7 protein-coding genes are annotated in these 13,501 nt (G+C 43.5%); all 7 read right to left on the bottom strand.

Features of this window, described 5'->3' with window-relative positions:
- Nucleotides 1–2,004: glycoside hydrolase family 44 protein (locus BW716_RS28820; protein WP_083729533.1), on the bottom strand; the 2,004-nt coding region annotated here is incomplete at its 3' end.
- 96 nt (nucleotides 2,005–2,100) lie between these two features.
- Nucleotides 2,101–3,693, bottom strand: a complete 1,593-nt coding sequence (locus BW716_RS28815; RefSeq protein WP_083729532.1) for a glycoside hydrolase — start codon at nucleotides 3,691–3,693, stop codon at nucleotides 2,101–2,103.
- Between the two features lie 27 nt (nucleotides 3,694–3,720).
- Complete coding sequence (locus tag BW716_RS28810; protein ID WP_083729531.1) at nucleotides 3,721–5,808, bottom strand: beta-galactosidase; 2,088 nt, start codon at nucleotides 5,806–5,808, stop codon at nucleotides 3,721–3,723.
- Nucleotides 5,809–5,819: 11 nt separating this feature from the next.
- Entirely contained in the window at nucleotides 5,820–7,271 is a 1,452-nt protein-coding gene (locus tag BW716_RS28805) for a cellulase family glycosylhydrolase (protein ID WP_143709093.1), read from the bottom strand.
- Nucleotides 7,272–7,301: 30 nt separating this feature from the next.
- Nucleotides 7,302–8,519, bottom strand: a complete 1,218-nt coding sequence (locus tag BW716_RS28800; RefSeq protein WP_083729529.1) for a glycan-binding surface protein — start codon at nucleotides 8,517–8,519, stop codon at nucleotides 7,302–7,304.
- Nucleotides 8,520–8,541: 22 nt separating this feature from the next.
- Nucleotides 8,542–10,068: a RagB/SusD family nutrient uptake outer membrane protein gene (locus BW716_RS28795; protein ID WP_235643970.1), complete on the bottom strand. Its 1,527-nt coding sequence runs from the start codon at nucleotides 10,066–10,068 to the stop codon at nucleotides 8,542–8,544.
- A 76-nt stretch (nucleotides 10,069–10,144) separates the two neighbouring features.
- The gene (locus tag BW716_RS28790) at nucleotides 10,145–13,300 is read right to left on the bottom strand and encodes a TonB-dependent receptor (RefSeq protein WP_083729527.1); all 3,156 of its coding nucleotides are present in this window, start codon (nucleotides 13,298–13,300) and stop codon (nucleotides 10,145–10,147) included.
- Nucleotides 13,301–13,501 lie beyond the last annotated feature (201 nt).

The raw sequence follows: 13,501 nt of genomic DNA, 5'->3' as shown, positions 1-13,501 counted from the left end.
AAAGTATAAACAACTTCTATTACTGCTGCTTTCTGACCATTGCCCTGCATCAGTGCCGTTGGTATTCTGGCCCAGGCCGTCCAGGTATAATCCGGTAGCACGATTCTTCAGCTTGATATAACTTCCTGATGTAATCTGCTGCCATTGCTGGTTATAGCTGTTACTATTGCTCCATTGTCCCGCTATAGAGCCATTGGACGTTCTGCCCATGCCATCAAGATATAGGCCTGAAGCACGGTTTTTAATCTTTACATAGCCATCGTTAGTTTCCAGGGACCATTGCTGTGCATCACTGCCGCTGTTACTCCATTGCCCCACATTGGATCCATCGGAGTACCTGTACATACCATCCATCAGTAATCCGGTGGCACGGTTAGCCATTGTCACGTAAGTAACAGGAACAGTGGCTTTATTCAGCAGCATTGCCGTTGTAGAAAGAGCCGGCACAGTGATGGTAATTGAATTTGAGTTTGCCGCTACTGTATTTTGTTGAAGGGCATTTTGCGTGTGCGATACAAAACTTTCCGTTGCCGGTAAAGATGACAACTGCAACGTTTGGTAATTTCCATTGGCAACATCGAAATTGCTTAAATTGATGGTAACAGTGCGGGAATTAGTCCTATCACGGTTTACGAGTATCACGGTTAAAGAGTCGGCATTTTCATTTACAGAAGAGTAAGCAGATACAGTATTTTCGAGTGAGGAAGTACTTGAAACACTATATTTCTTTGCATTCCTGCTAAAGAGGTGCAATGTTTCCCACATGCCAATAGACCAGTTCCAGGGAGAAAAGAATTCAACGCCATTGTTGGCAAATGTGCCAAGATGCGAAGCATATATTACAGATTCAAGGCTTGGGTTACTGCTTGACATGGTCCCCCATTCGCTTATACCACATGTGATGCCATGGTTCGCGCCAAAATGTTCAGTCAGCCAGCCCTCGATACGCTTGAATATATATTGTTTTGTCAATGAGGCATCCCATCCGCCAGTGAGTGTTTTAATACCGTTTGAACCCGGATAGTCATATGTTGTATCATAATAAATCCGGTGCCCCTGCAGTGCAGCATCGTCATCGCTATTATACCAGGGATAGTTGTGAATATCTACTACATCAACCAGCTTGATACCGGTTGCTTTATACTCATCTCCAAGGCGTTTTATAAAATACTCAAGCCAGCAATAATACCTGCCATTTACGTAAATACTTTCATTTGACCATTTGTACCATTGCCATTCCGAAGTGGTAACAGGTCCGCAGAGCTTAATATCAGGATATAAAGCTTTGGCCTTTTTTGCCAGTGTAATGTAGTTATCCATAAAAGTTGCGGCAGAAATCTGCGTTGGCATGGCATAATCATGGGTACCACTCCAGATATCTACTTCATTATCCATATTCCAATATAAAAATTTATTTTTGTTTAGTCCTAAACCATTGGTTCCAAACCAGTGATTAAGGATTCCCACAGAAGAGTCGGCAGGCCATAGCTGTGTAAATAAATTAACATCGCCTTCTACCAACGCCTTACCGGAAGGGTCCTGCGTATTGGGTACACCTCCGCCGGCTAAATTCTGACCAACCCCGGCCCAATACTGGGATTGGTTGTAAGCCCAATCATCGAAGTTGTTATTGGTGTTGGATGCAGCTCTACCGAGTAATTGAAAGGCAAACATGCCCTGTATATCAGGATAATTGGCCGCAATGTTTTGTGCGTATGCATCCCAATCCGTTCCATACACATTATTATACCAGTCCGGATGGACCGTAATTTTTTTACGCCAGTTGTAACATGTTGCGTTATTGCCTCCGTTCATACGGGCAAAACGTAAACCTGCGTCTTTATAAAATTGTACCGCCTTATCAAAGCCTTCGTTTCGGCCATATATGTATGGGGAAATCAAACGTTTGTTTTGAGTCGGATTAATTGAAATGGTAACATTTTGTGCAATGGCTGTATAAAGTATAACGTGGCACAACAAAAGCAATATGGTTTTCTTACGCATTGTTTTGTTTTTTTACTAATTGTTTGCAATAGAATTTTCATCCAATAGTTCTGCCGCAATATCAACCTGGAACGGCGTCGTTTAATACTTATATCATTAAAGTTTGATCATATTCAAAAAGAAAACATCGTTCTCACGAATCTCCAACTCTTTTGTAAAAGGGACGCCGGCTTTTACAGCAATCATTTCCCTGGTAACGGGCGAACCATCGTTTTGCTTCTTTATTTGTTCTACTTCCTGTCTGTTTAGCTGTACCGGCTTGCCCAGGGCGAGATAACTGGAGTATGCATCATTGCTATGATAGCCTACTTTATATATTTCAAGTGCATACATCCCATCAGGCACATTTACAATATTTACCTTCAGTTTTCCTTTTGATTTTGAAGGAAGATCGCGGATATAATATTGCTGGTTATGTACGGAATCTCCTGGATGAGTATTGGTAAAGTCCCATGCCAGCGCCTGGATATTTCCTGTGGAATCCCTGCATACCCATGAAGTGGAATCGTTATTGACCAATTCAATACTCCCCAGCCTGTTCATAAACTGGTATGCATAGAACACCGGTTTGTTGATGCCCTGTGTGTTCAGCATACCGAAGCCTCCATGAAACGGCGTAAAACGCGGTCCTGGCTCTTCGAAAATGTCAGTAAATACCCAATATGACATTGAATTGGCCGCCTTTCCTACCTGCTTTATTTTTTGCAGCACATAGGCAGCTTCATGATAGCTGTCGTGGATAGGATCAGCCGGGGTATAAGAAGCGCTCCATTCAGTGTAATGAAGCTCCAGGTGAGGCATAGTGGAACTGTCAATTTCCTTCCGCGATTGGAGTACATCCCCGCTAACGCTCATGGGATTTTTATCAAGTACGGTACCTGAGTTCCCAAATTCATCGAGATATCCCTGCTTTACGCCATAGGCGTGGGTGCTGATGAAATCTATCGGCACATTATTTTTTTTACAAAAGGCAATCATTTCCGGCTCCCAGGCAGCTCCGGCTGTTCCCGGACCACCAACGCGATAAGAGGAATTAACGCTTTTAATAGCCTTCGCGCTGTAGGTATATAATTTGAAGTAGTCTTCCTGTGTTCCTGCCCAGAAACCATCCAGGTTAGGCTCGTTCCAGACTTCGAAATACCAGGTTTTTACTTCCTCAGCGCCATAACGTTCCGTAAAATGCCGGGTAAGATCCTTCACCAATGCGGCCCATTTTTCGTAATCCTTTGGCGGGGTTACATTCCCCCGCCACCAGAAGATAGTTTTGGACCCGCTGGCCAGCGCATTAGGCATAAAGCCTAACTCAACAAAGGGCTTCATGCCTATGCTATGTAAAAAGTCGAATAAAACATCGATGTACATATAGTTGTACATCGGGTTGCCCTTACTGTCGACTGTATAAACCGCCATGTCGTCTGTCAACAGGCCATGCATACGGATATACCTGAAACCGCATTCTTTTTTTACATAGGCAAGCTGCTGCTGCCAGTCTGCCCGAAGTCCTTCGTTCGCACGGCCTGCGCCAACACAGTCATTAAACATTGTGTTCAGCTTTCCTGATGTTTTGTTGAAATCAATATTGATAACCCTTTCCGGGATGATTGGCGGTTGCTGTTTTTTTGTTTGGGCAACCAATATGTCAGAAATGGATAAAAGCAGTAGTGTCAATAACAATAAAATTCCTTTCATTTTTTAATATTTTAACTTTTGTTATAATTACTCACTCCAGACCAGCACTCCACCAGGCGCTAATATTTTATCGCCCACAATAATATTGGCTGTTTGCCCCATATTCATTGTATAATTCTCCGAAGAATAATTTACGGCCACATAAAAGCCATCCCGCCAATAAACAAATACGCCAGGGGGATAATTTTCAGTGGTAATACCTGCTCTGTTATAAATCTGTTTCAGTATGTCCGCTTCCAGTTTAGCATCATCCGTATCCACACCGATATAGGTAACAGTACCTTTGCCAACCTTATGTTTCACTACTGCTGCTTTTCCGCTGTAAAACTGGTTATCAAATACGGCGAGTGTTTCTGTATGCTTATCAGGTGCAAGTAAATCGGCCCAGTTATTCCAATTGTAATGAGTAGTACCCATCAGGAGATCGCCTTTGGCGTTACCAGAAAGCATATCTGTTGCTTTCACCTGTGCACCTATCAGTCCTGATATAGGAGCGGCGCATTCGGCCTCCCAGAAATGTCCCATGCGATCTTTGGTGGCTGTACGGCAGGTAAGAATCAGGTGCCCTCCGTTTGCTGCGTATTCCTGCCACTTCTTTATCAAAGCACTATCCACCATCTCGTAGGCCGGAACAATCACAAATTTGTACTTCGACAAATCAGCCGTCTCCGGGATCACATCTACAGGGGCACCAAATGACTTTGCTATTTCCAGGAATTTAATCGGATAATTCCAGGTATCCCATTGCGAGGTCTGTTTTTGCCGGTCAATCGTCCAGTAATTTTCCAGGTTCCAGAGAATAGCTGTTGACCGGGCAGCCAGTTTTTCAGGCATGGAAGTTCCAGGCTTATATCGTTTCCGCAGTTCTTTTATTTCTTTCATGTATTGCATGTATTCCTCTCCACCTTGCGAAGGGGTTATACCATCTGTTTGTATTACACCCGCATGGTATTGCTCCGCACTATAATTGATCTGACGGAACCGGTAGGAACAGGCAAGCTTTCCGCCCGCTGCAAAAGTGTGGTATAGCCAAATTCGTACAGTACCGGGTAACAGCAATGGGTTGTAACTGCCCCAGTTTACCGGGCCGGGTTGAATTTCCATTACTCCCGACACGCCCCCTACTGATTTATAATATTCAGCCGCAAACAGGATAACGCTGCTGTTTCCCAGCCTGAATCCAAGGTCACCAATATTATGGGTACCTCCATTTGGATAAGCGGTATACGTCGCAAAATCCAGCTGTTTTGTCCGCCGCGGATCAGCACCCGTGGATACTGCTGTATAATTGGTCGTCACAAACTGGTCCTTCGAAATGAAGCGTCGTAGTGTAACTGCCTGAAAATCGAGGAATTCCGCCTGGGCGTCGGCCGAATACCTTTTAAAATCAAGCAAAGCATGCGGATTATTGCCCCACCAGCCCACCAGTGTGGTATTGGGAATGATAACCTGGTTGAAGTCGTTGTACCACTGACTCCAGAAGGCAGTTCCCCAGGCGGTATTCAGCGCATCTATGGTGTTGTATTTGTTTTTTAGCCACTGCCTGAATGCTTCCTGAGAAGCCGGACTGTAATCAGGTTTGGCATCAGGCTCATTATCAAGTTGCCAGCCAATCACATTTTTATGTTGTCCGTAACGCCTGGCCATTTCAACTACAATTGTTTCTACAAACTTGCGATAGCCAGGATGAACGATTGATCCTAATCCACGGGTGCCATGCTCTCCACGGATATAATGACCGTCCATCACAAAAGTTTCCGGATAATTTGTCCTCATCCAGGCTGGCGTGGTGGCGGAAGGAGTACACATCACCACTTTCAGGTTGTATTTGGTACAGAGGGCTATCACCTTATCCAACCATGCAAACTCAAATTCCCCTTCTTCCGGCTCCATTTTAAACCACGCAAATTCAGCCAGGTGTACAAACTCATAGCCCATACCTGCAATTTTCTTTATATCCCTCTCCCACTGGTTTTCGTTCCAATGCTCAGGATAGTAATAGATGCCGGTCGTTGTGAGATTCTTCTCCTGAAAAAAAGGATTGACTACCTGTGCGGTCGCATTCAATCCTACGATCAAAATGGTGATAATAACAAGTATAGAAAATTTATTCATCTGAAGATTTTTTAATGACCACCGGCAACAAGGGCATCAATTGTACGTTTATCAAGCACTGTATTATTTCTCCTGTCCAAAGCACCGCCTGTATCCCAGAAAAAGGGTTTCATACCATTGGCGAGTGCCTGTTTGGTTACATAGGTTAACCAATAATCCACCGCGTCGTTGTGAGTGGCTGGATCTTTAGGAACATACTTACTCCCGTTTCGCCTGTAGGCTCCGTATTCACCCAATATAACAGGAATTTGTTTGTCAGTGAATTTGGTCTTCATACTACCAAAGGATTTGTTTACGTCACTTTCTTCTCCGAAGGTGGCATTCCGATCAGGTTCAATGGTAGAATGATGTCCTGCACCCCAGTAATAGCATACTTTACCCCAGGACGCATCTTCTTCCATTAAACAGAACTGGTATGGTGTATAGTAATGGACTTCCACCATCATGCGATCTTTCACGATATCTGTGGGGAGAGTATTCATCAGGTTATTGGTTTTGTCAATATCCGTTGACGGCCCCTGGACCACAAGAACCCGGTAGCTGTTACGTCCACCAGTGGAGCGAACTGCATTGATGAAGGTTTGATGATACCCGGTGAGTATTTCCATTTGCTCCGCATTTTCAGCCGGAGGTTCATTGGCGCTGGCAAACATCAGGTGCTCATCAAAATCACGCATGGTGGTCGCAATCTGTTCCCAGAATGCTTTTTGTTTGGCATTGACTGAATCCTGCTTTGCCTTGTTGATATTGTGATCCAGCCAGCCGCCATCCCAGTGAATATTGAGTAAAACGTACATGTCATTATTTACACAATATTGAACCACCAGTTTTACCCGGTCGAGCCATGCATCCTGGATCTTAGCGGTTGCTTTGTCGGAATGCTGGTTCCACGAAACCGGAAGCCGGATGGCATTAAATCCCTGCTGTTTTACAAATTGAATATAACTTTCACTAATCAAAGGATTGCCCCACGCAGTTTCTCCTCCAATAGCTTCCATTGTATTGCCAATGTTCCAGCCCAGTTTAAATTTAGCGGCCAACTGTACTGCGGTACTTTCCATACCGGTTGAATTGGCTGGAGCAGGTGATGTGTTGTAGCCAGGATATAAACTACTGGCTTGTGAGATGTTAATCCTGCGCATCTGGCTATTTCCTGCATTCACCACCAGTACAGCCGATCTGGTCGCGCCAGTGGTATTGGGCGTGGTCGTCAACCGGACGGAAGCCTGGCTACCATTACCGGTAGACTGACTTAACTCCAACCAGGCAGAAGCAGGATTATCAATAGTCCATTCTACGTTACTGGAGATCGTTACATCAGAGGCGCCTCCATCTGCCTCAAAAACAATTTCAGATAAGGAAACCGCTACTTCAGGCGTAATTACGCTCTTTTTACTACAATAGGAAAACATTACAACGGAAATCATTAATCCGATAAATCCACACAAACCTCTGGTTGTCATATTTATGATATTTGGTTAAAAATTTCGATACTATTGAATCTTAACTACCCTGATATTATCGATGGCGGCATGTAAACCTGAGGCCGAAGGAGAGGCAGAAAAATTTCTGGTATGGATATTTACAGATCCATTGGCCGAACTGCCCAGCAAAGTGGTCAGGTTTTCAGCTGCCGCACCTTTACCGTCATTGGTCCTGAACATTGATAATGGAATGGTGACAGTACGCCAACCCTTTGTTGTAAAAGGAGAAATAGTGCCATCTGAGCCTTGCCACGGCTCATAGCGAGCCATATAGTCAAATGAGTTCCCTTTTACTACATAAACAGAAGTGCCTGTCCATGCAGCAGGAACACTGATCTCAAACTTAATAGCGTATTGATCAACCGGAACAGCTAAACTGTCCTGAGGAATCCACTGTACATCGTTGGTATTTATACTCCGTTGCCAATTCCACCAGTTGCCATCGCCAGCGGGCAGAATATCATTGTTTAACACAGCATAATAGCCCCTGTTACCTGGGAAATTGACGCTGCTATTATCTGTGCCGGTACCCCAACTTAAAGTATTGATATTATCAAAATCACAGAGAACGCCGGTCACAGGATCGTTTACATTAAAGGTAGTGAACACCGTACCGGATTTAGTGCTGATCTCTACGGGTCCACTATGTGAAAGCGCCGGCAGTACAAATCCGATGGATGTACCATTACTGGCTGATGTATATTCGGTAATTGGCGTACCGGCAAAAGTTATTTCGTTTATAAAAAACAGATTTAACCCGGAGATATAAACGGAATCCCCCTCGTGGGCATTTTCGTTGGAAATGCTGCTAATAGTGGGCGGAGGCGCCACGATGGCGAATGAAAAAGTGGTAGTTCCGTGTTTGGTAACATAGCTGATAGTATTCAGGCTTTCCGCAGGCACTGTTGGAAATGGAATTATATCGGGTACCAATACGGTAGCACTGGTATCTGAAAACATGATGCTATTGATAGTGGCGGGTACGCCGTTGAAGGAGATCTGTACGGCATCCTTTAAGTTATGTCCTATCAACACTACCCATTGACCGGTAGTGATGTAATTAACAAGCGTATCAGCAGGAGAAGCTGCATAATTTCTAACGTTTGTTATGACAGGTGCGCCATCCAAAGAATCCTTCTTACAGGCAGCATGCAGCAGGGCAAATGCAGCAGTAAGCACCCAAAACAGCAACCTGGGGTAACTCTGGTTGAATATTATTTTATTCACGGTATAATAGTTTTAGTAATTATTAATAATAAGATACCGGATCTTCCAGCAGTTTAGGATTGGCCGTCACCTCTGAAGAAGGTATGGGAAAAGTGAAGCTTTGAATGGTAGCAGGCGTAACAGCGCCAAATGGATCTTTTGGTGTTACCACACCATCCGAAATGGAAAATGTTACACGACTTTCCCCATTTAATTTGCTGATGGCTTTGGCAGCGTTATAATAAGATAACCTAACCAGGTCTATCCAATATTGTCCCTCTGCCGCGAGTTCAATTCTTCTCTCAATTATCAGGCTGTCAATATCTATCATAGGGGCTGGATCCATTCCGGCTCTTTCACGAACTTTGTTAAAGTAAAGCAGCGCGTCGCCGTCTGCAGTAACACTGCTGTTACCAAGTATTGATTCTGCATAAATGAGGTAAACATCTGCCAGTCTTAATAAAGCATTATGTTCTGTAGAGGAAGTCAGGTTCATCGTTGGGGCATTGTTATCTTTGTTTGTGCCAATAACATGTTTTTTCAATCCTGCATCTCCCCCAAATTTATATCCTCCGCCTGCTGCGTTCAACTCAGGGTAATAATCTCCTTTAATCATAAAAGTCGCTTTCCGCCTTATAGAATCCCGTGTGGCATAAAGATTATACATATCCACGGTTGGGGCGATAGCAAACCAGCCCGCCGAGCCATTGGCAGATATTTCTGTACCTCCCGGAGAATAGATCTGCAGCATATTTCCTTCCAGCCAACCTCCTCCCGGAGCCCATTGCAATGCAAACAAGGATTCCGGGTTGTCGTTAAACTGGGTTTTAAAGATGTCGGCATAGTTAGCGACCAATGCGAGGCCACTGTTCTTACATACATTCCCGGCGTATTTTCTTGCACTATCCAGGTAAGCCTGGCTCCTGGTACCTCCGGACTGATTTAATCCGGATGCTGTCAGATAAACCTTACTTAACATACCTTGTGCTGACCACGTAGTTACTCTTCCGGCGGCATCGGTAGTTGGGAGATGCCCGGCTGCAAAAGTCAGGTCATTGATAGCGAATTTATATACGTCCTCCGTTTTTATACGGTTAACCAGTGGAGATACAATCAGTTTACTGTTATCTTCAATAACGGGTACAGCTCCCCATAATACCGCCAGATTATAATACGCAAATCCACGTATAAAACGGGCTTCAGCGATAGCAGCATTCTTATCCACGTCTGGAATAGAAGCCGGCGCCTTTTGAATAATAGCATTAATGGTAACATTACAATATGCAATGACTTTATACATTCCTTTCCAGTTGGCAATCATGATGCCGTTTAATCCGGTAATAGTAAAAGTATTAAGCTGTACAGCATCTCCCCAGAAATTAACTGCCATATTTCCACTCAGCACATCGCCAACAGGTAAATAACAATTATAATTCCAGTCAGCCCATGGTGTACCTGCATACAATGCAGCAGTTGCCAACCGAAGATCATCGGAAGTTTGATAAAAATTATCAGCACTTATCTGCGACAGGGGCGGACGATCCAAAAAGCTTTTGGAGCATCCTGTCATAGCTATCGTAATTAACAGCAAGACAATAATTTTATTCAATATTGATCTCATAACTATATATTAACAGATGAATATTTTATTTGCTCAATCTTACGTTCGCACCAAGGGTAAACACACGGGGCTGCGGGTAAAAACCGCCGTCAACACCAGCACTCAGCGGGTCCCATGATCCGATCTCAGGATCCATTCCTTTATAGTTTGTAATGATAAATGCGTTGGAGACATTGAAATATACCCTCAGGTATTTAATGCTGGCTTTAGAAAGCTGCTTTCCAGAAAAAGTATATCCTAAAGAAATATTTTTACATCTTACAAAGGAGCCATCCTCTACGAATTTGTCCGAATTCCTGTTGTTATCATTGGTATTATCATTTCTAAGCCCTGGGATCCTTGTTTCCGGGTTAGTCACTCTTACGTTATTGATATCAGTGGCTTCTCCGGCGGGATCAATTAAAGTAACTTTCGCATAGTCGTTTAATGACTTGAAATAACCAAAGCTGGTACCAGGGTATTCTCCATTTACGCGAAGCTGGTTAAATACTTTGTTACCAACGTTTGCAGCAAAAAATATATTCAGATCAAGATTCTTATAGGAGAAAGTATTATTGAAACCAATCTGGTATTTCGGTATAGGAGAACCCAGAAACGTTTGATCATGTTCATCAATAATGCCGTCACCATTCAGATCTTTGAACTTCAGATCACCATACCAGATGCTTCCGCCGGCAGCCCCTACTGGCAATGGCACGCCATTTTTAGTGGGTCGTGCGTGTGTTTCTAAATCTTTTTTGGTTGCATATACGCCTCCATCAATAACATATCCGTAAAACTCGCCGATAGATCTGCCTACAACTGTTTTGTTGTACTGCTTGTCCAGTGAAGCGCCATCTGTATTGAGCCTAAGTACTTCATTAATATTGCGGGAAACGGTTATGTCAGTTTTCCAGGTAAAATTTTGGGTCTTAATACTGGTAGAACTGATCCTGAAATCGATGCCCTTATTATTCACCATACCTACATTCACATACGGCGCGTCCATCGAGCCTGGCGAATAACCAATCGCTGTTCCGGAATACATAGGTAAAGGAATCTGCAGGACGAGACCATCAGTTCTGCGATTATAAAAATCCAGGGAGAAGTTTATTCTCCAGTTAAACAGCGTTCCGTCTACCCCTATGTTGGCATATTTCGTTTTCTCCCATTGTACATAAGGGTTTCCTACATTCTGGGTAAGCTGTGCAATGCCCGTCAGCCCGGTAGCTACAGTAGCCAGTGTGGAGGTATAGGCATAATCCCGGATATTCTGATTATTCGTTAATCCATAACCCAGACGCAACTTTAACTCATTAATATTCTTTACTGTTTTCAGAAACCCTTCATTATTCAATTTCCATGCAAATGCGCCTGAGTAGGTAGTCACCCAGCGGTTTTCAACGGCAAACTTTGAAGAGCCGTCTGCACGAAGATTGGCAGTAAACAGGTACTTATCATTGATACCAAAATTAATACGGCCAAAGTACGATTCCTGGGCATTTTGTCCTTTACTTCCGCTATTGGTGGCAGTGGTTGGATCACCACTACTGATTACCTGCACATTATTGGAAGGGAAATTCGATCTGGATGCACCGACACCTTCACTGGTGCCAAGTTGCGCTTCATGTCCCAGTAATACATTTACATTGTATCTGTTTTTAAACAGATGTGCATAGGTAAGGAAGTTCCTTATCGTTGTATATAAATTTTGCGAATATTCGTAAGACGCGCTGTTGGTATTATTTTTTACAAGGCCAAAGGTATAGGAAGGGTTAAAACGATCTTGCGTTGCCATCGAAAAGCTTGCTGTTGCTTCATTCCGAAGGCTCAGATCTTTGGTAAAGGCAACTTCAGCATATAAATTTCCAAAAAGCTGATTCCTTTTTGCCAGGTCTTTATTAATGAGGGCTATCGCATAAGGGTTCACGGTACTATTCACCCATCCATTCGGATTATAAGCCCCTCCCCAGCTACCGTCCTCATTTTTTACGGCGATATCGGGCGTCTGACTTAATGCAGTGTTAATTACATTCGAACTGGTCGAATTCACACTCTCTTTCATACTAACTAATTGCAGGCTGGTACCAATCTTTAACCAACTGGTTGTTCTATTGTCCAGATTGAGTCTTAATGAAATCCTTCTGAAATTGGAGCCAAGGGCAATACCTTCCTGGTTGAAATAAGACCCTGACAGCAGATACTGTGTTCTTACATCTCCTCCATTAATAGTTAAAGTATGGTTGGACATCGGCGCATTTCTAAAAAGTTCTTCCTGCCAGTTAGTGCCTTCACCCAGGTACTTTGGATTTACAAATTCCGGCCGGGTGTCAAATCCCCATCCTAAACCTGTATTTCTTTCATTTATAAAAGTTGCGTATTCCCTTAAATTCATCACAGGCAACTTTTTAGGTATTTGCTGGTAGCCTGCATACATGTCATACGAAATACTAGGCGGAGCCACCTGTCCTCTCTTGGTGGTGATTACTATTACCCCATTTGTTGCCTGTGAACCGTAAATGGCTGTAGCGGATGCATCTTTCAACACATCAATAGACTCAACTTCAGAAGGATTGAGCCCTGCCAATGGATTCACTCCCGAGCCCAATGAAGCTGTACTGCCAATGATGATTCCATCTATTACATACATCGGAGAACCTCCGCCAAAAGAAGACAAGCCACGGATCTGTACAGACACAGCTCCACCTGGTTGACCTGATATTTGTTGAACCACTAATCCGGAAACCTTTCCCTGTAAAGCCTGGTCCAGGGTTACTGGTTGTGTTTTACGAATCTCATCACCGGAAACCGAAGAGATGGCGCCGGTAACGTCTGGCCGTTTTACTTTGCCATAACCAATTACCACCACATCTTCCAGCTGTGAAATATTCTCCGTCATTTCTACTTCGACGAAGGTGGTTTTGGCAACAATTTCATTTTTCTGGTAACCAATCATGGAAACTACTAATACACTTCCAGTAGAAGCATCTATCGTAAACCTTCCGCTTTCATCGGTAATAGCGAAACGGCTTGTATTTTTTAAGGTAACGGTAGCTCCCGGAATCGGAGACGATTTATCTTTACTGATGATTCTACCATTAATTTTGGTTGTTTGTGCGGAGAGGTTTATACCAGACAGGAATCCCAAAAGGATACCCAATAGCGGTAGTATTCGCAAGCGAATCATTTTGGTTGACTTCATTTTTCATAATTTTAACGTACGTGGATGATGATCCTCTGCTGACATTCTTCAGCGAGGAGGACATTTTATAAAGTCAGAACATAGTTGACAGGAGTGCGGCAACGGCTTGCGCTGTCCTCATAAGTCACTTTTTCTTATATGATTTGTAAGAACCTCAGATTCAATAACCTGAGGTGAACGATTAAGTAAAGGAATTAAAAA

It is taken from the genome of [Flexibacter] sp. ATCC 35208 (assembly GCF_001975825.1).
GTDB lineage: Bacteria > Bacteroidota > Bacteroidia > Chitinophagales > Chitinophagaceae > Chitinophaga.
The sequence above is the reverse complement of the archived record's forward strand: the minus strand, read 5'-3'. Positions and strand labels throughout refer to the sequence as shown.

Coding starts and splice junctions, on each gene's coding strand:
- BW716_RS28815 (WP_083729532.1), bottom strand. CDS start 3,693: ATGAAAGGAATTTTATTGTTATTGACACTACTGCTTTTATCCATTTCT.
- BW716_RS28810 (WP_083729531.1), bottom strand. CDS start 5,808: ATGAATAAATTTTCTATACTTGTTATTATCACCATTTTGATCGTAGGA.
- BW716_RS28805 (WP_143709093.1), bottom strand. CDS start 7,271: ATGACAACCAGAGGTTTGTGTGGATTTATCGGATTAATGATTTCCGTT.
- BW716_RS28795 (WP_235643970.1), bottom strand. CDS start 10,068: ATGACAGGATGCTCCAAAAGCTTTTTGGATCGTCCGCCCCTGTCGCAG.
- BW716_RS28790 (WP_083729527.1), bottom strand. CDS start 13,300: ATGAAGTCAACCAAAATGATTCGCTTGCGAATACTACCGCTATTGGGT.